The organism is Mucilaginibacter sediminis (assembly GCF_051903035.1).
In the GTDB taxonomy this organism is placed as follows: Bacteria; Bacteroidota; Bacteroidia; order Sphingobacteriales; family Sphingobacteriaceae; genus Mucilaginibacter.
In genome coordinates this window covers 2278092-2304090 of record NZ_CP170602.1, presented here as the reverse complement: position 1 = coordinate 2304090, position 25999 = coordinate 2278092, and the positions used below count along the sequence as shown (strand labels likewise).

General features: G+C 43.2%; 17 protein-coding genes. 16 read left to right on the top strand and 1 reads right to left on the bottom strand.

The window, feature by feature from the left end:
- Window positions 1-5: 5 nt before the first annotated feature.
- From ACFGVS_RS08945 to ACFGVS_RS08905, 9 genes are all read left to right on the top strand, one after another.
- On the top strand, window positions 6-1508 hold the full coding sequence (locus tag ACFGVS_RS08945; protein ID WP_439698351.1) for a DUF1501 domain-containing protein: 1503 nt from the start codon (window positions 6-8) through the stop codon (window positions 1506-1508).
- 455 nt (window positions 1509-1963) lie between these two features.
- Window positions 1964-3067: a twin-arginine translocation signal domain-containing protein gene (locus tag ACFGVS_RS08940; RefSeq protein ID WP_439698350.1), complete on the top strand. Its 1104-nt coding sequence runs from the start codon at window positions 1964-1966 to the stop codon at window positions 3065-3067.
- A gap of 120 nt (window positions 3068-3187) precedes the next feature.
- On the top strand, window positions 3188-4609 hold the full coding sequence (locus tag ACFGVS_RS08935; protein WP_439698349.1) for an alpha-L-fucosidase: 1422 nt from the start codon (window positions 3188-3190) through the stop codon (window positions 4607-4609).
- A gap of 179 nt (window positions 4610-4788) precedes the next feature.
- Complete coding sequence (locus ACFGVS_RS08930; protein ID WP_439698348.1) at window positions 4789-6837, top strand: BatA domain-containing protein; 2049 nt, start codon at window positions 4789-4791, stop codon at window positions 6835-6837.
- Between the two features lie 28 nt (window positions 6838-6865).
- Window positions 6866-8116, top strand: a complete 1251-nt coding sequence (locus tag ACFGVS_RS08925; protein WP_274212771.1) for a dihydroorotase — start codon at window positions 6866-6868, stop codon at window positions 8114-8116.
- 6 nt (window positions 8117-8122) lie between these two features.
- Window positions 8123-8791, top strand: coding sequence for a hypothetical protein (locus tag ACFGVS_RS08920; protein ID WP_274212772.1), 669 nt, complete (start codon window positions 8123-8125; stop codon window positions 8789-8791).
- Between the two features lie 30 nt (window positions 8792-8821).
- Entirely contained in the window at window positions 8822-9397 is a 576-nt protein-coding gene (locus ACFGVS_RS08915; protein WP_274212773.1) for a DUF4199 domain-containing protein, read from the top strand.
- Window positions 9398-9600: 203 nt separating this feature from the next.
- Window positions 9601-10158: a DUF4199 domain-containing protein gene (locus ACFGVS_RS08910; protein WP_439698347.1), complete on the top strand. Its 558-nt coding sequence runs from the start codon at window positions 9601-9603 to the stop codon at window positions 10156-10158.
- 725 nt (window positions 10159-10883) lie between these two features.
- A complete protein-coding gene (locus ACFGVS_RS08905; RefSeq protein ID WP_439698346.1) occupies window positions 10884-12224 on the top strand; it encodes an OmpA family protein in 1341 nt (446 codons plus the stop codon).
- Window positions 12225-12351: 127 nt separating this feature from the next.
- Here the strand turns inward: ACFGVS_RS08905 and ACFGVS_RS08900 are convergent, their stop codons facing one another.
- A complete protein-coding gene (locus tag ACFGVS_RS08900) occupies window positions 12352-13383 on the bottom strand; it encodes a LacI family DNA-binding transcriptional regulator (RefSeq protein WP_274212776.1) in 1032 nt (343 codons plus the stop codon).
- A gap of 292 nt (window positions 13384-13675) precedes the next feature.
- Here ACFGVS_RS08900 and ACFGVS_RS08895 point away from each other — a divergent pair, with 292 nt between their 5' ends.
- From ACFGVS_RS08895 to ACFGVS_RS08865, 7 genes are all read left to right on the top strand, one after another.
- The gene (locus ACFGVS_RS08895) at window positions 13676-15331 is read left to right on the top strand and encodes a glycoside hydrolase family 28 protein (RefSeq protein WP_439698345.1); all 1656 of its coding nucleotides are present in this window, start codon (window positions 13676-13678) and stop codon (window positions 15329-15331) included.
- Window positions 15331-16329 carry a pectinesterase family protein gene (locus tag ACFGVS_RS08890; protein WP_439698344.1) on the top strand — a complete coding sequence of 333 codons (999 nt, stop codon included), beginning with the start codon at window positions 15331-15333 and terminating at the stop codon, window positions 16327-16329. The genes ACFGVS_RS08895 and ACFGVS_RS08890 overlap by 1 nt, the downstream gene beginning before the upstream one ends.
- An 8-nt stretch (window positions 16330-16337) precedes the next feature.
- A complete protein-coding gene (locus tag ACFGVS_RS08885; RefSeq protein ID WP_439698343.1) occupies window positions 16338-18239 on the top strand; it encodes a glycoside hydrolase family 88 protein in 1902 nt (633 codons plus the stop codon).
- 26 nt (window positions 18240-18265) lie between these two features.
- Window positions 18266-19735, top strand: coding sequence for a tagaturonate reductase (locus ACFGVS_RS08880; protein ID WP_439698342.1), 1470 nt, complete (start codon window positions 18266-18268; stop codon window positions 19733-19735).
- 33 nt (window positions 19736-19768) lie between these two features.
- A complete protein-coding gene (locus ACFGVS_RS08875; protein WP_439698341.1) occupies window positions 19769-21421 on the top strand; it encodes a UxaA family hydrolase in 1653 nt (550 codons plus the stop codon).
- A gap of 32 nt (window positions 21422-21453) precedes the next feature.
- Window positions 21454-23013 carry an MGH1-like glycoside hydrolase domain-containing protein gene (locus tag ACFGVS_RS08870; protein ID WP_439698340.1) on the top strand — a complete coding sequence of 520 codons (1560 nt, stop codon included), beginning with the start codon at window positions 21454-21456 and terminating at the stop codon, window positions 23011-23013.
- Between the two features lie 215 nt (window positions 23014-23228).
- Window positions 23229-25994, top strand: coding sequence for an alpha-d-galacturonidase (locus ACFGVS_RS08865; RefSeq protein ID WP_439698339.1), 2766 nt, complete (start codon window positions 23229-23231; stop codon window positions 25992-25994).
- Window positions 25995-25999: the final 5 nt, after the last annotated feature.

The window sequence follows — 25999 nt, the reverse complement described above, 5'->3', positions numbered from 1 at the left end:
ACACAATGTCAGATTTTCACCATGATGAGGAATTCAGGCTGCATACGCCGGAGTTTAATGAGCTTCACCGGAAGATGGACAGGCGCAATTTTTTAACCAAAACTTCACTGGGGTTGGGCGCGCTGGCCGTTGGATCGTTATTTGGCAACAGTGTTTTTGGCAGCCCGCTAAAACGCCCTGGCAGCCTGGAGGATGATATTTTGAGCGCCCTGCCGCAGATAGCCCCCAAAGCCAAAAGGGTAGTATACCTGTTCCAGGCGGGCGGGCCATCGCAATTTGAAACTTTTGATTACAAGCCCAAACTGGCTACCATGCTTGGCCAAAACCTGCCCGATTCTGTAAGGCAGGGACAAAGACTTACCGGGATGAGCGCGAACCAGAGCGTGCTGCCACTGGCCCCATCATTTTGTAAATTTAACCGGCACGGCCAAAGCCAAACCTGGATGAGCGAATTGATGCCTTTTACCGCCCAGGTGGTAGATGAGCTGTGTATTGTGAAATCGCTGTATTCTGAAGCCATAAACCATGATCCGGCTATAACTTTCCTGCAAACGGGTAACCAGCTGCCAGGGAGGCCCTCAATAGGCTCCTGGATTAGCTATGGTTTGGGGTCAGATAATCAAAACCTGCCTACTTTTATTGTACTGGTCTCAAAAAACGCACCTAAAGATCAGCCTTTGTACGCCCGGCTATGGGGTAACGGTTTCCTGCCATCCAAGTTCCAGGGGGTGCAGTTTGGTTCAGGTAAAGACCCTGTTTTGTTCCTGAATAACCCGGAAGGGTATGATGGTGCTGATAGAAAGGAAATGCTGGAATACCTGTCAAAATTGAACAACCTGCAAAACGCCGCCTATGCCGATCCGGAAGTTGATGCCCGCATAGCCCAGTATGAAATGGCTGCCCGCATGCAAACATCGGTACCCGAGGTAATGAGCACCGCCAACGAACCCAAAGAAATTTTTGACATGTACGGTCCCGATAGTAAAGATCCCGGTACCTATGCTGCCAATTGCCTGCTGGCGCGAAAACTGCTGGAAAAAGATGTGAAGTTTGTGCAGCTATATCACCAGGGCTGGGATCAGCATAGTAACCTGCCATCGGGCATAGCTGGTCAATGTAAGGCTACCGACCAGGCTACCGCTGCGCTGATCAAAGACCTGAAACAACGCGGTATGCTGGATGATACCCTGGTAATATGGGGCGGCGAATTTGGCCGCACTGCATACTCGCAGGGCAAGCTAACTGCCGACAATTACGGTCGCGATCATCACCCGCGCTGCTTTACCATGTGGATGGCCGGTGCAGGTGTAAAACACGGCATCAGCTATGGCGAAACGGATGATTTTAGCTACAATATTGTAAAAGATCCGGTGCACGTACACGATTTCCAGGCAACGCTGCTGCACCTGATGGGCATCAACCACGAATTGCTAACCTACCAGTTCCAGGGGCGCCGTTTCAGGCTTACCGATGTGGAGGGGAAGGTGGTGAGGGATATTTTGAGTTAGTATCATTTTTAGTAGTAAGTAGTAAGTATCAAGTAGTAAGATTTTAGAAGGGTGAAGCCGCTGCCGCGAGCTTCCAGCTCGTGGTTAATCATGTTTGCAGCTTTCAGCTGCATTTGGTTGATTGTTTTTCTATCAGCTACAAGATCAGCATATCGAGATTAACAATAAAGCGATAGAAGCTTGCGTCCTAAATTCATCTGAAAGCTGAAACTATATAGCCCACAGGAGCTGGTAATTGGCAGGTATATTTTATTTGTACATACAAATAAGAAATCAGATATTAGAACTTGTTTTAACCAATCGAATAGTGATGTAAAAGTCAGCCACATTAAGAAGCTGTTTTGCTACTAACTACTTGATACTATTTTATTAACCAATTAAACACCAATTGAAAAGCCGGCCGCGTTCCGCAGCTGTCTTGATACTTGATACTTACTACTTGATACTATTACATTATGGAAAGAAGGAATTTTATAAAAAACTCGGCCATCGCGTCGGCACTGGTGGCTGCTGCACCGGTAAATAGTTTTGCTATTTTGCACAAGGACTTAAAGCCAGATGACCAGATCATAGGGCAGGGTGGATACACCTACAAAGCCGACAAAGGCTGGGCAAAAATCAGTGTAAACAGCCATCCGCTGGCCAATTGCCACGAAATGGTGCAGGACAGTAAGGGGCGTTTGATCATGCTGGGCGATCATACCCAAAACAACATTCTCATTTTTGATAAATCGGGCAAGCTGCTTGATTATTGGGGCACCGCATTACCGGGCGGCCATGGGCTAACCATCAGCAAAGAAGGGGGCGAGGATTTTTTACTGTTGACTGACTGCGGCTGGGCAGTTGATAAAACGGGCAACTCGTACGGGCAATCGGGGCAGGTGCTTAAAACCACTGTTGATGGTAAGCTGATATTTGCCATTGGCCACCCACGTACCATTGGTGTTTATAAAGATAATGAACCCTTTAAACCAACCGAGACGGCGGTAGCGCCCAACGGCGATATTTATGTGGCCGATGGTTACGGATCGGATTATATTATTCATTACGATAGCAAGGGGCAGTATATCCGTCATTTCGGCGGGCATAATAATGCCAATAAGGATCATAACCTGGTGAACGCGCATGGCATCACGGTAGATACGCGCGACAAAAATAATCCTACGCTCATTTGTACCTCGCGCGAAGAAAACTGCTTTAAAGTATTTACCATGGATGGTAAATTCATTAAGCGTATCGATATGCCGGGCATGTATGTTTGCCGGGCGGTAATTGACGATCAGAATATTTACGCCGGTGTTTGCTGGAGCAAGGATGCCAGCGGTAACCGGTTTGATTATTCGGGCTTTGTAACCATTTTGGATAAAGACAATAAAGTGGTATCAAACCCGGGCGGTGCCGCGCCTGTGTATAAAAACGGTGTTTTACAGCCTACTTTACAAGCGTCGAGCCGCATTTTTCAGCACGGTCATGACGTTTGTGTTGATGAAGATAAAAATGTTTATGTATGCCAATGGAATGCTTATCATACGGCTCCGGTGAAATTAACAAGGGTGTAAGTTAATCAGGTATATAGTCAATATCGTTGAATAATATGCCAATATGAATTCAATTTTAATTACCTGTTTTTAACAATCTTAGCTACCTTCAAACACCTTACTAAATTAATTTAGCTAACTATGATTAACAGTATTACCAAAACAAAATTAATCCAGTTTTTAATAACCGCGCTCATTTTAAGCGTAACCAATGTAAACGCCCAAAGCGTTTCAAAAAAACAGTTGCCGCTTTCAGAATTACAGCAAAAATTTGTCGACCTGCGTTTCGGCATGTTCATTCACTTTAATATACCAACTTACGAGAACGCCGACTGGCCTGATCCTGAAACACCCGCATTGGAGTTTAACCCTAAAAAACTGGATTGTGTGCAATGGGCAAAGGCAGCAAAATCGGCCAATATGAGCTATGGTTGTTTAACTACCAAGCACCATAGTGGTTTTTGCATCTGGGATACCAAAAGCACCGATTACAATGTGATGAACAGCCCTTTGAAACGCGATGTAGTTAAAGAGTATGTTAAAGCTTTTCGGGATGAAGGTTTAAAGGTGATGTTGTACTACTCTATTTTAGATACGCACCACAAACTGCGCCCTAATATGATCCAGCCAAGGCATATCGAGATGATCAAAAAGCAGATAACCGAGTTGCTTACCAACTACGGCCCGATAGAAGCTTTGATCATTGACGGCTGGGATGCACCATGGTCAAGGATCTCTTATGACGACGTTCCGTTCCAGGAAATCTATCAGCTGGTAAAATCATTACAACCAAACTGCCTGATGATGGATTTGAACGGCGCCAAATACCCGGGAGATGGTTTGTATTACACCGATATTAAAACCTATGAAATGGGTGCCGGCCAGCGTTTATCAAAAGAAACCAATAAAATGCCGGCCTTGGCTTGCCTGCCAATACAGGCTAACTGGTTTTGGAAAACAGACTTCCCAACAACACCAATCCGCGATGTAAATAAATTTGTTAATGAAACCCTGATCCCGCTTAATAATGCCAGCTGTAACTTTATCCTGAACGTCGCGCCAAACACCGATGGTTTGATGGACGATAACGCGCTTGCCGGTTTAAAACAAATAGGGCAGCTATGGAAAAATGAAGGCCCGGTAGGCAAATTAGGCGAAACAGGCCCGCCGATAGTATCGCACAACCTGGCTAAACACGCGCCGGCCAACTCAAGCTGGAGCGATGACTCCGAGATTATGGATTTTGCCAACGATGATGATTTTAGCACCGTGTGGCAGTCGAACCCAAGGGTAAAAAATCCATGGTACGAGGTTACTTTAAAACCAGGCCAGCCTTTTAACACGGTGGTGATATTTGAACGCAAACCCAACATTAAAAAATACAAGCTGGAATACCTTGATGGTGCCACCTGGAAAACAATATTTGAAGGCGAGAACCTAAGCCGCGTTAAAGTAAACCGCTTTGCCCAGGTAAAAGGCGACAAAGTACGCATGTCTATCGAAACCTATGATAATGCGCCAAGTATAGCGGAATTCCAGGTTTATAATGAACCGAAATTGTAGATGTGCAGATTTTAGATTATAGATGTGCAGATGATGTTTGAAGGATTAGTTTGCAAATTTCAGATTTACAGATGATTATAAAACGATTGCCTCATGCCAAATACATGAGGCAATTTTTGCTTTTTGAACATCTACACATCTGTAATCTGAAATCTGCACATTTTTCACTTCATTTGTAAATGCACTTCATCTATCCGGCTTTTTTATTTGCATTACTTACGTTAGCTATCCCGGTAATTATCCACCTGTTCAACTTTCGGAAGTTTCAGAAGGTTAATTTTAGCAATGTTCAGTTTTTAAAAGAGATACAGGAGCAACAATCGTCCCGCCGTAATTTAAAGGAGCGTTTGATTTTGGCTTCACGGTTATTGGCTTTGTTTTTTTTGGTGCTGGCTTTTGCAAGGCCTTTTATCCCCGGTCAAAATTCTGCGGGTGCGGGCAGGCAAAATGTAGTGAGTGTTTTTGTTGATAATTCATACTCCATGCAAACCCTTAACCGCGAGGGTTCATTATTGGACGATGCCAGGCAAAAAGCTAAAGAGATAGCGTCGGCATACAATATAAATGATCGTTTTCAATTGCTTACGCAGGATTTTGAGGGCAAGCATCAGCGCCTGCTCAGCCGCGATGAGTTTAATGACGCGGTAGACCAGGTAAAGATTAGCCCACAAAGCCGAAAATTGCAGGAAATTATTGGCAGGCAGCAAAGTTTACTGTTAGCCCGGCCCGGCACTACAAAAGCTGGCTATATTATATCTGATCTACAAAAAAACATGGCTGATAAGCCGCTGAAAGCCGATAGTAGTATCGCTTACAGTCTCATCCAGCTTAAAGCCGGTAACCTGTCAAACGTAACTGTTGATTCTGTTTGGCTGCTCAGCGCCATCCATCGGCCCGGCGAAAGTGAGAAGCTGGTGGTGCGCCTGCACAATTACGCCGGAGAAAAGGCAGAGAAGATCCCTTTAAAAGTATTAATTAATGGCGAGCAAAAGGCACTGGGCAGCTATACCGTTGCTGCACGCGCTGTACAAAACGATACCTTGTCGTTTATGGGCCTGCAGGCAGGCTGGCAGCAGGGCGAAGTGCAATTACAGGATAACCCCATTACCTTTGATAATAAATTCTATTTCAGCTTTAACGTGGCACAACAGATGCCTGTTTTGCTGATTGATGCAGGCATAGCCAACCCATACCTGAAAGCCGTTTTTGCAGCCGATGTTTTTTTTAAAACCAGGAACGTGCCTGAGGGTAATGTTGATTATGGGGCTTTAAGCACTTATCCTTTAATTGTGCTAAGCGATATTAAAGCGATATCTACCGGATTGGCGCAGCAGCTGAAAACTTATGTTTCCAAAGGTGGTACGCTGGCGATTTTCCCCTCGGCCAATGCCGATCTGGCTAATTACCGGCTGTTCCTGCAGGGCATGAATGCCGCTTACCCCGAAAAGTTAATAACCGAAGCAAACAAGGTATCCGGCCTTAACCGCCAAAGCCCGGTATTCAAAAATGTATTTGAAAGTTTTCCTCAAAACCCCGATTTGCCGGTGGTAAAAAAATATTATCAGTTAAGTGCTGCCCATGGCGTTGCCGATAACCTGATGACGCTTACCGGCGGCCAAACTTTTTGGGCCGGCTATAACAGCGGCAAAGGCAAAGTTTACATAGCTGCTGTTCCCTTAGATGAAGAATTTAGCAATTTGCCCCGGCATGCGTTGTTTGTGCCGGTATTGTTCAGGATAGCTTTATTAAGCGGCCATGACCTGCCGCTTTTTTACACTTTAGGGCAGGATGAGGCTTTAGAGATTCCGCCGGTGCAAATCGCCGAAAAACAATTGCTTAAATTGAGCAAGGGGGAACAAAGTATTATACCAGATGTAAGGCAGCAGGAGGGTAGCACGTTGTTGTATGTATCCGATCAATTACATGAACCCGGCATTTATACTTTAAAAAAACAAGACAGCACCCTGGCGGCGCTGGCTTTTAACGATAACAGGAGCGAATCGGATATGAGTTACCTCGACGCCGCGGCTTTAAAAGAAATTATGCCAAAGTCAAGCGCCTTAATTACAGGAGGTAACGCCTCATTAAAAGGTATTGTTGCCGAAACAAATTTAGGTACACAATTATGGAAACTTTGTATAATTTTGGCATTGATTTTTCTGGCTGCCGAAATTGTGCTCATCAGGTATTTTAAACCGGGTGTCGCGGTAGTAAAACACCCGGTTTAATCAACAAAAAATCCTTAAAGCGGTGCTAATGAATTTGCTTATCAAATCTGCCACTATCCTTGATCCCGGATCGCCCTTTCATCAACAAATTGCCGATATTTTAATTGAAAACGGAGTTATCACCCGTATTGCTGACGATATTGAAGCTGATGCTAAGTTAATTGAAGCAGAAGGCAAATACGTTTCGCCTGGCTTTTTCGATTTAAACTGCAACATAGGCGAATTGGGGTTAGAAACAAAGGAAGATATAGCATCGGGTACGCAAGCCGCCGCCGCCGGAGGTTTTACCGGCGTGGCTATGATGCCTAATACCGCAAACCCGGTGCACTCCAAAGCCGAGGTTGAATACCTCATTAACCGTTCAAAAGGTAATTTGGTAGATGTTTACCCTTTAGGTACCATATCGCACAAGCGGGAGGGGAAAGACCTTGCCGAGATGTATGATATGTTCCTGAGCGGTGCCAAAGCTTTTACTGATGGTAACCGCCCCGTGCAGGATGCCGGTTTAATGGAACGTGCTTTACTGTATGCGCAAGGTTTTGATGCGATGGTATTCTCGTATCCCGAAGATACCGCTATTGCAGGCAAGGCCAAGGTGAATGAAGGCGAAATCAGTACCCTCTTGGGCATGAAGGGAATCCCCTCATTGGCCGAAGAACTGATGATAGCCCGCGACCTTTACCTGGCCGAGTATACCGTGTCCAAAATACATTTCAGTACCATATCAACTGCCCGTTCTGTAGAGCTTATCAGGGAAGCCAAACGAAAGGGGCTGGAGGTTACCTGTGATGTCGCCGCACACCATTTGATACTTACTGATGAAGCATTATTGGGCTTTGATAGCCAATACAAGGTAAAGCCACCCTTACGTACCAGGGATGACGTAAAAGCGCTTATAAAAGGCTTAAAAGACGGCACAATTGATGCCATTGTATCGCAGCATACACCGCACGAAATCGAATTTAAAGATGTGGAATTTGAAGTGGCAGCTTATGGTATGGTAGGTTTTCAAACTGTATTACCGCTTGCGCTTAAGGCCGGCTTGCCGGTTGAATTGCTGGTAGAAAAACTGGCTATCAATCCACGTGAAATACTTGGGGTAGCTGTGCCTGTAATTGCCGAAGACGAAAAAGCCAACCTGGTGCTTTTTGATATTGATACGGAGTGGGAGTATAATAGCAAGAGCAATATGTCAAAATCAATAAACTCGCCCTTTATTGGCGATACTTTAAAAGGAAAAGTGCTGTTAACATTTAACAACAAACAAATATCTAAATAGAAAAACATGATAGATCCAAAAATAGAAACTGCCTTCCAGGCGGCCTTAGAGGCATTTTCTAAATATAACAGCTTTGATGCAACAGTACTAACCGGCGATTTTGGGGATGTTTTTATATCCGATGAAGATTTCCTGACCAAAGTTGACGCTTTGGACGAGGTATTTGACAATAATCCACAGGTGGAGGTATTGCGCGAGGTGTTTTTTGATCTGTTGATGATCAACTTTTTTAGCGCTGATGTTAAAAAGCTGGAAGAAGATTACCTGGATACCCCCGAATGGGAAGATATTGAGGAACAGACCCTTGACCGTGGTACCGAACTGCTAAACATGCTCCTGTACCTGAACGAGTGCGAAGATGAAGATATTGAGCCCGAACTGGAAGACTATTTAAAAGAATTTTTGTTGGTTGATGAAGACGAGTTTCAGGATGAGTACCGCATTTATGAGCCTATAATAGCTAACCAGATATTGATGGAAAGCCCTGTTGAAGAAATTGCCAATGTAGCCAGCAGCCTGCCCGAAGATTCTGAGCTGGCCGAACTGTTTTACCCGGTAATGTGTTTTTTCCAGAATATCGATCCATCGCCGGAGGCAAAAGCTATTATAGCTGAAAACGCATTGGAAGCTGATTTCGATATGGCTGTTTTAGAGATCCTGATCAATTTTCAATAGACAATTAGGTTGCCTTAATTACACGCAAGCATGAGCGAAGACATAAACAGAAGAATAAAAGTACAAGGATTAATCAACGGGTTGATTTTGGGGGGGGTGTTGTCTGTTGTAAGTATCATTTATTTTTATTTTATGATACTGGTGGCAAAAACAGCTGTTACAGTGACCGTTGGCTCGGTGCTGTTTTCGTATGTATTGCCAATAGGGATAGCTATTTTGTTTTGCATGAGCCTCAGAAAAAAGATAGGAGGGTACTGGAATGTCCGGCAGGCAACAACCGGTATTTTTATCATGTTTTTTGCTTCGTACTTATTGGTGTTTATAATTAAAGACAATGTTTTTGCCAAAGTTATTGAGCCTGATATGCTGCAAAAAACTGAGACAGCAATGATTACCGCGTTAAATAAACTGAAAGCCGAAAATCCTGCAAATGCTAAGGATGTGGACGCTAAAATAAGCGACATGAAAAAAGCATTAGAGGGAGAAAAAAACATCACGGTTGGGCAGCAAATTCAATCATTAGGAATCAGTATTATATTCCTGTTTGTGTTAGCATTAATTTTCGCTGCATTTTTTAAAAATGAACAACAGCAATATAGTTCATGAGTCAATGATGCATCAGCTTAATTTATAAGTATATATGATTTTTACAGGCCTTTTCTCACCCGGAGAGGCCTGTTTTAATTTGGTGCAATTGCCAACACATGTGGATGATTTACCAATAGGTGTATTAAATATATTTGGCCGGACTTAGCTGATTTCTAAAATATTAGTTAATTTAGAGAAACAAAAAATAAACCTACAATCTCATGGAATTAAAAAAAGCAAGTCCATCTGCCCCGGCAATAAAATGGGCACTAATTGGCCTGGTTACATCAATAATTATTACGTATGCTATTCAATTTTCAAATCTCGATCCCAACTCTGCCGTTAAGTACATAGGGCTGATTCCTTTCTTTGGGTTTTTATTATTAGCTCAAAAAGAATACAGAGAACAACTTGGCGGATTTATGACTTTTGGTGAGGGTTTTTTATCTGGTTTTTTATATTCCATTTTTACCGGTATTTTATCGGCTATATTCCTTTATTTATACTATGCTGTATTAAGCCCCGAAATGGTGGAAAAAACAGTAGCCTCTGCACAAGCTCAAATGGAAGCAAAGGGGATGTCGCAGGAACAAATTGATACGGCGATGAATATAACCCGTAAATATTTTGCAGTAATAGGTGCCGTTAGTGCTGTTTTTGGTTCGGCTATAATGGGGGTAATTGGAGCTCTCATTGGTGCGGCCATATTTAAAAAAGAGCGTTCTCCGTTTGATACTCCCGGATATAACGACCCGGAGCCGCTTGATTCACCCGTGTAATATGATACAACTGATCTTATAACAATTCAACAGGCCTTTTCTGAACAAGAAAGGCCTGTTTTGCTTTCCAGATTTTATCGGGACACATATTAACGAGGCCTTCAAAAAAATGCCAGGGATATCAATAAAGAAAAGACAGAGGGTAAAAGTATTATTGATTAAAGTTTAAAGGCAACGGCTTCAAGTTTTGCCTCCTGCAATCAGAAACGCGGTTATTATACCGGCGTTTTTTATACCCTGATATTGCTCCGACTTGTGATAATTTACCGCTCACCGCACTATCTTCAGGACAGGAATGCAGTTTATTAAGGAACTGATTGTAGAATGACGAAAATAATGTATCCTAATATAGACAGTTTATGTACTTAAAATAAAAATAATAAATCGGGGGCTTATTATTTTTTTGCAATCAGCCTATTTTTTTAACTAAAATTATGCACGTAAGCCGCATGACCCTTGTTGATATGTTATTTTTTTGAATTTAAAAGTGCAACTTTGTGTTTTTGGCGTTCTTTTTGCAAAACAGCAAAATAACAAAAGGGGTAAATAGGTCGAGAAAATGTTAAGGTTAGTTGACCAGTTATTTAAATGAAAATTCAACCAAAGGTGTTTTTAATTTCATAACTATAAATCAATTTTCCTTTTTCGAAACAATTTGCTTCTTAAAAAGTTATAGGTGATTATAAAGCCTTTTGTAAGGCTTAAAAAAACAACAACAAACAACTATGAATTACTCTACATTAAAGAAAACAGTCGCATTATCGTTTGCGTCTTTGATGGTTGTAGGTATGGCTAATGCCCAAACCGATTCCACCAAAACAACAACTACTACAATGTCTTCTGAGACTTCTACCGCCAAGGTATTTGGTGGCATTGGTCAGTACAACACATTCAGCATTGGCGTAAGTGCCGGTATTACTGATGGGCTTGTTCCGTTTACCATTAACACTACTAACAAATTTAAAGCTGATTTGGGCTATGGCGTGTATTTAAGGCAACAATTATCGCACACTTTTAGCTTACAGTTAGATTATTTAGGTGGCAAAGTGCATGGCATTGACAAGGACGGTACTCAAAAATTTGGCTACACCGAATACAAAACTTCGTTTAATTCAGCCGCACTTAGTGGTGTTTTTAACATTGCAAGCGTTAGTTTCCTGCATCGCAAAAACAGTGTTAACTTTTATGGTTCTGCCGGTTTAGGTTTAGACTTGTATAAAGTTAAAGAAAATACTCCCGTTGGCGGTAGCCCTGTAACTAATCCATGGGGCGACAAAACCATTAAAGAATTATTTGCTCCGGTTGGTGCAGGCGTAAAGTTCAGACTGTCTGACGCGTTAGCCTTAAATTTAGGTTACACTATTAGCTTTGTACAGGGCTATAACTTTGGCGCTATTCATACCTATCCGCAGTTTAGCCACTACTCTTATACCTATGGTGGTTTAGAGTATACTTTTGGCCCGAAAACCAAACAGAACCTAACATGGGTTAACCCGGTTGCTCAAATGTATGACGAATTATACGATGCAGCTTTACGCCAGGAAGTTGAAGCTTTAAAAGGCCGCGTTACCAATGTGGAAACTGCGGTTAACGACCTGAAAAAAGATTCGGACGGTGACGGTGTTGCCGATCAGTTTGACAAATGTCCAGGTACTGCTGCAGGCAGCGTAGTTGATGGTTCTGGTTGCGTTATCGTATTCCCTAAACCAGATTCAACGCTGGCTGGTGGTAAAGTGGTTGGTACCGCTTACTCAAACATCCAGTTTGAATTTGACAGCTCGGTATTGCGCACTTCATCTTACCCTGTATTAGATGCTACATCTGCAGACTTACGTGCATCTGGTGCTAAAGTTGAGGTTGATGGCTTCGCTTCATCTGAAGGCACAGCTGCTCACAATCTTTCTTTATCAAAAGATCGTGCTAACTCGGTAAAAACTTACCTGGTTAACTCTGGTGTTGATGCCAAGAAGGTAAAAATTAAGGGTTATGGCGAAACCATGCCAATTGCTGATAATTCAACTGAAGAAGGACGTGTATTAAACCGTCGCGTTCAGTTCAAAAAGTAATAGTCTTTAATTAAATATTATTTGCGAAAGCCCCGGATAACCCGGGGCTTTTTGCATTTATACAAAAAGCAAGTCGGTTTGAAGCGAACGGAGCTCCCACTTGTTTTATTTTATAAGAAAGTGATTGTTATTTTAATTTTTGCGACGATAATCTTTCAATTAACTGTGTATCCACCCGCTCGGTCGTAAATTCTTCAACGGGCCATTTGCTCTCAATGGTTTTTATAAGTAGTTCAGTTGCTTTTTGGCCTATCTGGAATGCAGGCTGGCGGACTACGGTAAGCGGCGGATCAAATAAATCAACAACATCCGAATTGGTAAAACCAGCCAGCGCCAAATCGTCGGGTACTTTTACGCCCATTTTTTTTAATATCGACATGCAATTAATGGTCAGCCTGTCGCTGCCGATAAAAATGGCTTCGGGCCGGTCATCCATAGCTAACAATGCTTTTACCGCAAATTCAATTTCATCGTGTATCATTCCGCCATGCTCGCAGTTTTTTAAATAACCAGGTTTAAATTCGATGCCGTGCTTATCCAGCGCGGCTTTAAACCCGTTGAGCCTTTCAACTGTTATCGATAAGTTATTTGAATTGGTTAGGTGCGCTATCTTTTTAAATCCGGATTTTATTAAAAGCTCCGTAGCATCAAATGCCCCTTTAAAATTATCAGCAACAACCCTGTGTGTGTCAATATCTGCGGCAATTCTGTCAAAAAATACAATAGGGAACCCTTTTTCATGAAGATATTTATACTGCGATGTATCTGTGGTTTGGGCAGATAAAGAAACCAGCAACCCATCAACATGCCTTGAAAGCAAATGTTGTACGTTAACTGTTTCCCTGTCAAACGATTCGTGGGTTTGCGTAATAATAACGTGGTACCCAAGGTTGTATGCAATAGATTCGATACCATTGATGGCTTGCGAGAAATAGTCGTTCGCCACTTCGCATACCACAACACCAATTGAATGGCTTTTTTGATCTTTAAGACTTAAGGCAATAGGATTGGGGCGGTAATTCACCTTCTCGGCATACTCCTGAACGAGTTTTTTAGTTTCAGCGCCAATTTCATAGCTGCCCTTTAATGCCCTTGATACGGTGGAGGTGGATACACCCAACGCCTTTGCAATGTCTTTAATGGTATAGGATTCAAACATAATTTGGTTCTCTGATCGTGCAAATTACGGCAAGATCAAACGTTTTCAAATATTAAGAAATTATTTTACGACTAAGTTATCCTAAAAACCGGGATTTTGTCGTGTTTCCCCATAACTCTTAAAATCACGCAAACGTTACTGGGAACGATTGCGTGGTTTTAGTTGGTCAATTCCTTTTTTTTATAGTTAAGAGCCGTTAATCTTGTTTAAGAATTTTACATAGCGCCGTCAGCAGCGTTGCCTATTTTAATTCGCTACCAATTAAGGCGTAAAAAAAATTACCTATAAAAGCATGTCGTTAATAAAAGTATCATTTAGTGTTGCGGTCTTATTTGCGACCGGTTTACTAACTGCATTTGCACAGGGCCCGCTGTATTCTTGGCAGTATTTGCCCCATGTAGATGTACCTGTATTTAAAAAAGATACCGTTAATATTTTAAGTTACGGCGCAAAGCCCGATGGCATTACATTAAATACGGTTAATATTAATAAAGCAATTGCTGCCTGCAGCAAAAAAGGTGGTGGGGTAGTGCTTATTCCGCAGGGTTTATGGTTAACGGGGCCGTTGGTATTGCAAAGCAATGTAAACCTGCATGTAAGCAGGGCGGCGTTGCTCCAGTTTACCGATGATAAAACCCAGTATAAATTAATTGAAGGCAATTATGAAGGGCATGCCGCCGTGCGTAATGAGTCGCCTATATCGGCTACCAATCTACAGAATATTGCTATTACCGGCGATGGAATCATTGATGGGCATGGCGAGGTTTGGCGTGCCATCGGCAAAGACAGGCTTACCGAAAACGAATGGAAAAAGCTGGTGGCAAGCGGCGGTGTTGTAAGCGAAAACGGCAAATCATGGTATCCATCAGAAGGCTTTATGAAAGGTGTGAAAACACCAGGTGCCGGTGTGCTTGGGCAAGGGAAAACCATCAAGGATAATGAAGCTATGAAGGATTTTTTCAGGCCGAATATGTTGGTGCTTACCAATTGTAAAAACGTTTTGCTGCAAGGTATTACGCTTCAAAATTCACCGGCATGGGATATTCATACTTTGTTGTGTCAACACCTTACCGTGCAAAATGTGCGTGTAAGAAACGCATGGAACGCGCAGAACGGTGATGGGATTGATGTGGAATCATGTAAAAATGTGCTGATAGAAGGCAGCACATTTGATGCCGGCGACGATGGCATTTGCATCAAATCTGGTCGCGATGAGGAGGGCCGTAAAAGGGGCAAACCAACCGAAAATGTTATTGTAAGAAACAATGTTGTTTACCGTGCGCATGGCGGCTTTGTAATTGGCAGTGAAATGTCGGGTGGCGCGCGCAATATTTTCGTGTCCGATTGCACCTTTATAGGTACCGATATTGGCCTCAGGTTTAAAACTACCCGTGGCAGAGGTGGGGTGGTAGAAAATATTTTTATCAAAAACATCAGCATGAAAGATATACTTCATGAGGCTATACTTTTTGACATGTATTACGGCGGCAAATCGCCCGGAGAAGCAGATGAGGTTAACGATCAGGCAAATTTCCCGGTAACGGAAGCTACACCCGCGTTCCGCAATTTTTATGTGGACAATGTAGCCTGCAACGGTGCCGAAAAAGCCATTATGATACGGGGCCTGCCCGAAATGAGCATTAAAGGCATCCACATTGAAAACAGCGTATTCAAAACAAACGATGGTATTGATATTATTGAAGCGCAAAACATCAGCCTTAAAAATGTGCACCTTGAGTGTGAAAACACCAGCCCGCTTATTAATATTAAAAACGGCAGCAGCATTATGCTTAGCGGCATAAGGTATAACCAGGCGCAATTACTGCTTAAAATAGCAGGCAAAAAATCGGCGCAGGTACAATTGTTAAATACCGATGCGGCAAAGGCTAAAAATAAAGCAGAGTTTGGCCCCGGTGCCGAAAGCAGCTCACTTATACCAGCAAAATAATGAAGAAATTATACCTGCTGATATTGATCCTGATGATGCCTGCCATGCTGCAGGCACAGGCTGTTACCTATCCCAACCGTTTTACGGTGGCGCAGGATGGCAGCGGTAACTATAAAACCATACAAGAGGCCGTAAACGCCGTGCGCGACCTGTCGCAGCAGCAAGTGTCCATCTTTATAAAAAAAGGGGTATATCACGAAAAACTGGTTATCCCATCATGGAAAACCAGGATCTCTTTAATTGGCGAGGATAAAGAGCAAACCATCATCACCAATAGCGATTTTTCGGGAAAGCCAAATCCGCAGGCTAAGGATGCCTTTGGTAAGGATACTTTCACCACTTATACCTCATACACTGTTTTAGTACAGGGTAATGATTTTATCGCCGAAAACCTTACCATAGCCAATGCTGCGGGGCAGGTGGGGCAGGCCGTAGCCTTACATATTGAAGGCGACAGGTGTGCAGTGATTAACTGCCGTTTGCTGGGTAACCAGGATACCCTTTATGCCGCCACAGAAGGCAGCCGCCAGTTTTATAAAGATTGCTATATTGAAGGTACAACCGATTTTATTTTTGGCGAAGCAACAGCAGTATTTCAGCATTGTGTTATCAATAGCGTTAAAAACTCATTCATTACCGCTCCTGCTACAACCCCACGCCAGCAATTTGGCTTTGTGTTTTTTGATTGCACGCTTGCCGCTGCAGATACCAGCGTAAATAAAGTTTACCTCGGCCGTCCGTGGCGCCCATATGCAAAAGCTGTTTACATTAATACAATTATGGGCAGCCATATACTCAAAGAAGGCTGGGATAACTGGCGTAACCCCGAAAACGAGAAAACCACTTTTTTTGCCGAATACCAGTCAAAAGGTAACGGAGCGGATGCAAAAGAACGAGTAACATGGTCGCACCCGTTGAGCGCTGATGATTTTAAAAAATATACTATAAAAAATATCCTGGCCGGTAATGATAACTGGGATGTTTCATCCTTAAAATAACCTTAAAAATGAAGAAGATCTTTTTGTTGTTTGCCATTCTCTTGCAAGGATTATTGCTTCGGGCGCAGGAGCAGCCCTGGTCTCAACGCATGGCTGCCACAGTTATGCATATCTGGAAAGATTCGCTGCCCGGTGGTAATTGGTCGTACGACCAGGGCATAGTTTTGCAGGGAATGCAAAGCGTTTGGCAGCAAAGCGCCAACGGCGAGTATTTTAGCTACGTACAACGTGCCGCCGATAGGTATGTTAATACTGACGGCACTATCCGCACGTATAAAGCGGATGATTTTACCCTCGATAATATTTTAGCCGGCCGCAGCCTCATCATGCTTTACCGGGTTTTAAATAACCCAAAGTATTACAAGGCGGCCATTCTGTTACGTAAACAGATAGACAAGCAACCCCGTGTCCCCGAAGGCGGTTTCTGGCATAAAAAACGGTACCCAAACCAAATGTGGCTGGATGGCCTGTATATGGCCGAACCTTTTTATGCAGAATATGCCACGGAATTTCACCAGGAGAGTGATTTGGATGATATAACCAGCCAGTTCATCCTGATGGAAAAGATCGCCCGCGATGCTAAAACCGGACTGTTGTACCATGCCTGGGATCAAAGCAAAAAAGAACGCTGGGTTAACCCCCAAACGGGTTTATCTGCATGTTTATGGGCCAGGGCCGATGGCTGGTATATTATGGGCCTGGTTGATGTGCTCGACCAGTTGCCGTTAAATCATCCAAAACGCGCGCAGTTGCTGGCTATTTTAAACCGATTGGCAGTTGCGATAACTAATTACCAGGATAAACAAACAGGGCTGTGGTACCAGGTGCTGGACAAAGGCGCTCAAAAAGGTAATTATTTGGAAGCATCAGCGTCCTGTATGTTTGTATATGCTTTGGCTAAAAGTGTGCGGGAAGGCTACCTGCCTTCAAAATACTTGCAACCTGCACAAAAAGCCTATGACGGCATTATAAAACAGTTTATTGAAACGGATGCGGCCGGGCAGGTAAATATAAAAGGAACCTGTGGTGCCGTTGGCGTGGGTGGGCAACCATATCGTGATGGCAGCTACGAATATTATACGGGTGTAAAAACCGTCACCAATGAAACTAAGGGTGTTGGCGCTTTTATACTGGCCAGTGTTGAAATGGAAAAACTAAAAACCCTGGCTGCAGGCGAAGGTAAAATAGCCTTGCTGGATAGTTATTTTAATGACGAACATCGCCAGGATATTAACGGCAAAACGGCATCGTTTCATTATAAATGGGAGGAGTGGGATAATAATGGCATTTCGTTTTTTGGGCAGGTATTTAATAATTACGGCTTCCGTACACAAACTTTGAATGAGGAGCCCAATGCATTAAATCTGAAAAAAGCAGCAGTGTATATAATTGTTGATCCGGATATTCCGAAAGAAAACCCACAGGCCAAATATATACTCGAACCTCACATTAAAGCCATAAGCGATTGGGTTAAAAACGGAGGTGTTTTATTGGTGCTGAATAATGATACTGGTAATGCAGAGTTTACGCATCTTAACCAGCTGATGGCAAAGTTTGGTATCAGTTTTAACAAAAACAGCATTAACCATGTAGCCGGCCGTGAGTTTGAGCAGGGCGCAATAAACATACCGGCCGATAATAAGATATTTAAAACAGCAAAAAAGGTGTACATCAAGGAGCTTAGCACATTAAACATAAGCGCCCCGGCTGTAGCCCGACTTATTAATAATAATGATATAATAGTTGTCACCGCTAAATATGGCAAAGGGGCTGTGTTTGCTGTAGGCGATCCATGGTTTTACAACGAATATGTAGATGGCCGGAAGCTGCCCCCGCAATTTGAAAACATTAATGCCGCTAACGACTTGGTAAGCTGGGTGGCTGGGCAGATTTTAACAAAACATAAATAATCATAAATACCCCAATAAAACAAAACATGATCTTATCAAAGTATAACCTTAAAAGAATAAACGTTGAAGGCGTTGAAGTGCCCGCCGAACATTTGTTTGAGCTCCCCGAAAAAGTATTGCAGTTTGGTACCGGCGTATTATTAAGAGGATTGCCCGATTATTATATTGATAAAGCTAACAGGGCAGGGATTTTTAACGGAAGGGTAGTTGTGGTTAAGTCGACAGATACCGGTACCGTTGATGATTTTGGTAAACAGGATAATTTATACACCATTTATTCAAAAGGCATTGTAAACGGCGGGCAGGTAAGTGAGCAGCTGATTTCGTCGGCAATAAGCAGGGTGCTTTCGGCAGCTAATGAGTGGGACGAGATTTTGGACGTGGCCAGGAAACCTAAATTAAAAGTAATCATATCCAACACCACCGAAGTGGGCATTAAGCTCGTAAAAGAAGATGTGCGGAAACATCCGCCGGTTTCATTTCCCGGCAAGCTCTTAGCCGTTTTGTATGAGCGTTACATGGCTTTTAATGGTAGCCCGGATAGCGGTCTGGTAATTATCCCAACCGAGCTTATTGTTGATAACGGTAAAAAACTGGAAGCAATTGTATTGGAACTGGCCCATTTGAACAAACTGGAACCCGACTTTATGGATTGGCTGGAAAGTAGCAATAGTTTCTGTAATTCATTGGTAGATAGGATTGTGCCTGGTCGGCCGGATAATGCGTCGAAAGATGAATTAGAGAGCAAGAATGGCTATACCGATAACCTTGGTATTATGGCCGAAACCTATAGTTTGTGGGCCATTGAGGGCGATGATAAAATAAAAGAAGTATTATCATTTGGCCAGGTGGATGAAGGCGTGGTAATAACACCTGATATTGAATTATTCAGGGAGTTAAAGTTAAGGTTACTAAACGGCACACACACATTGTGCTGTGCTTTTGCCTATTTATCGGGTTTTAAAACCGTTAAAGATGCAATGGATGATGCACAGTTTACAAAGTTTATTACGCAGCTGGTGTTTGATGAGATCAGGCCTGCCATCCCCTATAAAATTGATGATGTTGTAGCCACCGATTTTGCAAACAAGGTTTTGGATAGGTTCCGCAATCCATATATCAGGCACGAGTGGTTAAGCATCTCGGTACAATACTCCACTAAAATTAAAATGCGTGTTATTCCGTTATTATTAAACTATTATAAATTAAACAACACTGTACCGGCATGCATGGCCAAGGGTTTTGCCGCCTTTATCCGTTTTATGCGCGTTAAAGCAGGCGATGAGGGGCAATATACCGGTACCATCGACAATGAGGAATATAAAGTTACAGATAGCCAGGCTGGCTATTTTGCAAAGGTGTGGGAAAATCCGGATAGCGATGCTGTAATTCAAAACATATTAAAAAATAAAGATTTGTGGGATGCCGACCTGGACATTTTACCAGGTTTTACTGCAGCTGTGATTGAGCAATTTAAGCAGGTGAATAAAGGATAAACAGATTGCTGCACTAATTAAAAAATTAAAACGATGAAACAACGGATTATAAAAGTACATCCTGCCGATAATGTACTGGTAGCACTGGCCGATTTGCAGCCAGGCGAAGAGGTTGAATATAAGGGGAATAGTTATAAAGTGCTCGAATTTATACCCGCCAAGCATAAATTTGCAATTGCCGATATTCCCCAGGGCGGCGAAATTATTATGTATGGGGTTTTAGTAGGTAAAGCGCAAAGCCCTATCCCGGTTGGTGGTTTGTTATCAACCGGCAATGTAGTGCATGCGGCCAACAGCTTTTTAACCGGCAGCAGCCATACCGACTGGCATAAACCGGATGTAAGCAAATGGCAAAGCCAAACCTTTAACGGCTATCACCGGGAGGACGGTAGCGTGGGTACAGCTAACTACTGGCTGGTGGTCCCGATGGTGTTTTGCGAGAACCGTAATATTGAGGTATTGCAGGAAGCGCTTGTAAAGCCCTTGGGTTACGGACGTAAAAAAACATATGAAATAAAAGCGCAGCAGTTGATAACCATGATTAAAGCTGGCGGAGAGATCAATGAAGTGTTGTATACCGAAATTGATGGCGATACAGCCCAGGCAACTGGTAATAAGCTGTTCCCTAATGTTGATGGTATTAAATTTTTATCGCATACCGGCGGTTGCGGAGGTACACGCCAGGACTCAACCACTTTGTGCGGTTTGTTGGCGGGTTATATTACCCATCCTAATGTTGCGGGGGCTACAGTACTAAGCCTGGGATGCCAGAATGCCGAGGTGAAGACGTTGCAGGAAGAGATCAGTAAGCGTTCGCCAAACTTTAATAAGCCATTGTACATATTGGATCAGCAAAAAACCGGGAAGGAAGCCGACCTGATGGAGTTGGCCATTCGGCAAACTTTGGCTGGCTTAATGCAGGCCAATACAAACGTTCGTAAGCCGGCACCATTAAGTAAACTCGTTATAGGATTGGAATGTGGCGGCTCAGATGGTTTTTCTGGTATTTCGGCAAACCCCGCGATCGGTTATACGTCCGATCTGCTGGTGACGCTGGGCGGTTCGGTTATCCTGGCTGAGTTTCCGGAGCTTTGCGGTGTTGAACAGAACCTGATTGACCGCTGCTTGGATAAAAATAAAGCCGAACGTTTTGCCAGCCTGGTAAGCAGCTATAGCCAGCGCGCCGAAGAAGCAGGCTCTGGTTTCTATATGAACCCGTCGCCGGGCAATATAAAAGATGGCTTAATAACCGATGCTATTAAATCTGCCGGGGCTGCAAAAAAGGGCGGTACATCGCCGGTGGCAGATGTGCTTGATTATCCCGAAAAAGTTACCAAACCGGGTTTGAATTTGCTTTGTACCCCTGGTAACGATGTTGAATCAACCACAGCCGAAGTTGGTTCGGGAGCTAATATAGTTTTATTTACAACCGGTTTGGGTACGCCAACGGGTAACCCGATAGCCCCTGTTGTTAAGATCGCCACAAACACCACTTTGTTTAACCGGATGAGCGATATCATCGACATTAATACAGGTACCATAGTAGAAGGCGACGAAACAATTGAACAGGCAGGCGAAAGGATCCTTGACTACGTAATTAAAGTAGCCGGCGGCGAAATTGAAGTAAGCGCGGTAAGGCATGGCCAGGATGATTTTATCCCATGGAAAAGAGGCGTATCCTTATAAATATATTGATAAGCTATCGTTGAGGTGAGAGTATGATCAGGAGAATTTTTACGTTCAGTGTTATAACCGTTTTGCTTTCTTTTGCAGCAGATAGTGCTTATGCGCAGCAAAAGGCGCTGATAGGCTATGATAAGCTAAAAACTTATGTAAGGTACTTCAATAAAATAGATACCGAAACGGTAAAAAACTACGTAACCAATGACCATGCCTATGATTGGATGGCTAAAAATATACCATTATTTGAATGCCCCAATTCGGCCATACAAAAGATATATTATTATCGCTGGTGGACGTTCCGTAAACACCTGAAGCAAACACCCGATGGCTTTATTTTTACAGAGTTTATTACACCGGTAAGTTTTACAGGTGTTTACAACAGCTCGAGCAGTGCGCTTGGTCACCAAATTTACGAGGGCCGCTGGCTGCATGATCCCCAATATATAAACGACTATATCAAATTCTGGCTCTATGTTGATCCAAAGCAAAAGAAGCCTCATTTGCATGCGTTCAGCAGCTGGATTGATGATGCCGTTTATAACTATTACCTGGTTAACCTCAATAAAAATTTTGTAGAGCAGGTAATACCTGCCTTAAATACAGATTACAGGCAATGGGAAACCGAAAAGCAACTACCCTCAAAACTGTTCTGGCAGTTTGATGTAAGGGATGCTATGGAAGAATCTATTAGCGGCTCACGAAAAGTAAAAAATAAGAGGCCAACCATTAACAGTTATATGTATGGTAACGCTGTGGCGCTATCAAAAATGGCATCGCTGCTTGGTATCGATTCGTTGAAGAGTAGATACAGCCAAAAGGCTATCGAACTTAAAAAACTGGTACAGGATAGTTTATGGAACGATTCTGCTTTATTTTTTGAGGCACGCAGGCCCGACGGGAGTTTGGCCGGAGCCCGTGAGGAATTGGGGTTTATCCCATGGTATTTTAATCTGCCCGATGATAAACCAGCTTTTGCCAAACAATGGGATCAGTTAACTGATGATAAAGGTTTTAATGCACCATGGGGGATTACCACAGCCGAAAGACGCCACCCCCTGTTCCGCACACATGGTACCGGGCATGGCTGCGAGTGGGATGGGGCAGTTTGGCCATTTGCTACTACCCAAACTTTAAAGGGGCTATCAAATTTGCTTACCAATTACCAAAACAAAGGCAGCATGACCCCGGCTGTTTTCTATAATGAACTGCGTAAATATGCCCTATCGCACATAAAAAGAGGGGTACCATATCTCGGTGAGTACCAGGATGAAAAAACCGGCTATTGGCTAAAAGGCGATAACCCGCGCAGCAGCTATTATAACCACTCCGGTTTTTGCGACCTGGTGATTAACGACCTGGTTGGCTTAAAGCCCCGCGCCGATAATATGCTGGAGATTTTTCCGCTTATCCCTAAAAATCAATGGAAATGGTTTGCATTGGATAATGTGCTTTACCACGGCCACCGCATCAGTATCCTATGGGATAAAACAGGCACCAAATATCATAAAGGCAAAGGTTTTATAATTTATGCCGATGGTAAAATAATTATGCGCAGTACACGGTTTAAGCATGTATTGGTAAGGATGCCTGTTTAATTAGTAGCTTACGTTCTCTCTTTCATGGATTGCAAAGGCTGCAATAATGGTAATATCGTATAGTAGCTGGGAAAAATATCAGATGAAACTCCCATGCTATACTGATATTTTTGAATGTTATACAACCAATTAAGTTCAACCTTAATACCATCTTAACATAACCTGCTATACCAAGTCTGGCCCCTGAAATGGCTTGTAGCAAATGATGTAAAAACATGAAAATGAGAATAACCCATAGCTACATTGCGCTTCTGATACTCTTATTCAGTTGTTTTCATTCCTCATTGAAGGCTCAAGACACCAATAAAAAAATAACCATAGTACTAGCCGCAATACATCACCAACGGCTGGATTATGGCGCTCAAAAGCTAAAACTGGCTTTGCAACAAGTTGGTTATGTGGTTACTATACAGCAAAATACACAAGCGATTTCTGGTAATGCCATTTTTGTTGGGCTTTTAAACGATCCTGTAATCAAAAAAGCGTTGGTAAAGCGGTATCCTGACAGTGTCAAATTTCCTGGCAAAGAGGGCTTTATCATTAATAGTGTAAATGATGTAACCATCGTAGCAGGTGCAGATAACTCGGGTGCTTTATATGGTTGCCTGGAACTTGCCGCAAGGGTAAAAGGTGCACATGATTTGCCTGCGAAGCTGGAAATAACCGATCAACCCGAAATGGTTTTGCGTGGCACCTGTATAGGGGTGCAAAAGCCAGCATTACTACCCGGCAGGGGCACTTATGAATATCCTTATACGCCCGAAAATTTCCCCTGGTTTTATGATAAAGCACTTTGGCTGCGGTACCTGGATTCTTTGGCCGAAAACAGGATGAACTCCTTATACCTGTGGAACGGGCATCCCTTTGCTTCATTGGTAAAAGTAAAGGAATATCCATACGCGGTTGAGGTGGATGATGCAACGTTTAAAAAAAATGAGGAGATCTATCGTTTCCTGGCCAGCGAAGCCGACAAGCGTGGTATCTGGCTGATCCAGGGTTTTTATAACATCATCGTATCTAAACCATTTGCTGAAAAGAATAACCTGAAAACGCAGGACAGGAACCGCCATATAGTGCCCATTATTGCCGATTACACCCGTAAATCGATAGCTGCTTTTGTCCAAAAATATCCGAATGTTGGTTTGCTGATCACCCTGGGTGAAGCTATGGAAGGCGTAGGGCAGGACGATATCGACTGGTTTACAAAAACTATAATTCCTGGCGTAAAGGATGGGTTAAAAGCGCTTGGTCGTACCGACGAACCGCCCATAGTGCTACGTGCGCATGATACCGATGCCCCGGAAGTTATGAAGTATGCCAAGCCACTTTACAAGAATTTATACACCGAAGCCAAGTACAATGGCGAGGCGCTTACTACCTACGAACCCCATGGCCCCTGGGCCGACCTGCACCGCAAACTAAGCAGTATTGGTACCGTACAAATTGAAAATGTTCATATTATGGCTAACCTGGAACCTTTTCGATACGGATCGGCAGATTTTATACAGAAATGTGTACAGGCCATGCACCACATTTATGGAGCCAATGGGCTGCACCTTTATCCCCAGGCATCTTATTGGGACTGGCCATATACCGCGGACAATACCGGTGGGCAGCGGTTATTGCAGATGGATCGTGATTGGATTTGGTACAAGGCCTGGTCGCGCTATGCCTGGAACAGCAACCGCAGCAGGGGTGGCGAAGTAAAGTATTGGGCAGAGCAATTGGCTGCCAAGTACGGGTGTGACGAAGCCCACGCGAAAAACATTTTGGCGGCTTATGAGCAATCGGGCCAGATTGCACCAGAGTTGCTCAGGCGTTTTGGGATTACCGATGGTAACCGGCAAACCATGACATTAGGTATGCTGATGAGCCAGTTGGTTAATCCCGAAAAATATGGTTTGTTCACATTACTTTACAATTCTGAAGGACCGGTTGGCGAAATGATGAGTGAGTATGCCGAAAAGGAATGGAAACACCAGCCGCATATCGGCGAAACACCTGTTAAGGTGATTGATAGTGTAATAGCGCAGGGCCGTAAAGCTGTTAAAGCTATTGATCGGGCATCGGCACAAATAACAAAAGATAAAACTGAATTTAACAGGTTAAAAAATGATATGTATTGCTATAATGCTTTAGCAAACAGCTATGCTTATAAAGCAAAAGCAGCATTATGGGTGCTTCGGTATAAATATTCTGATAACATTGCCGACCTTGAAAAGGCGCTGCCTGAATTGCAAACCAGCCTGGATTATTTTAACCAGCTGGTTAATCTTACCAAAGATACTTATCTGTATGCCAATAGCATGCAAACCAAGCAGCGTAAAATTCCTGTTGGCGGTAATGATGCCAAAATGAAAACCTGGGTAGAATTATTGCCGGTTTACCAAAAAGAACTCGATAATTTTAAGCGGAATATCGACTCGTTGAAATCGCCGCCGGTGGTAGCGAAAAAAGCTGAGAAGGTAAGCCTTACCAACGCGCAGGCAGTGATTAAAACAGGGGGTATAACCTTTTACAAAGTGAGTAACGGTGAGCAGGTATTTGCCGATACTGCAGTAGTTGTTAAAAATGCAGCTCCTGAACTGGCAAACCTGCAGGCTTTAAAATTAATGAAAGCAGATCAGCTTAAAAATGGTTCATCACTGAGCTTTACCAACGCCAAACCGGTTAAAGTATTGGTGGGGTTTTTTAATGAGAAGGATGCTAAGTACCTGCCAGAACCACAATTGGAAACCGATGCCAGCGCTAACGATTACGGCCAGGCAGATGTAAAGATTGCCAATGCCATACAGGTAGAAGGCTTACCACCGGTAAATGTGCATACCTATTCGTTTAAGGCGGGCACCAATACGCTTACACTGGGTAAAGGCGCCTGTTTAATTTTAGGTATTGTTAATGATGATGCTTATATCCCGGTTTACGATGCCGGATTGAGCAATACGGGTAACATTAAAGATTTACGCTGGTTATTTAACTAAACGGT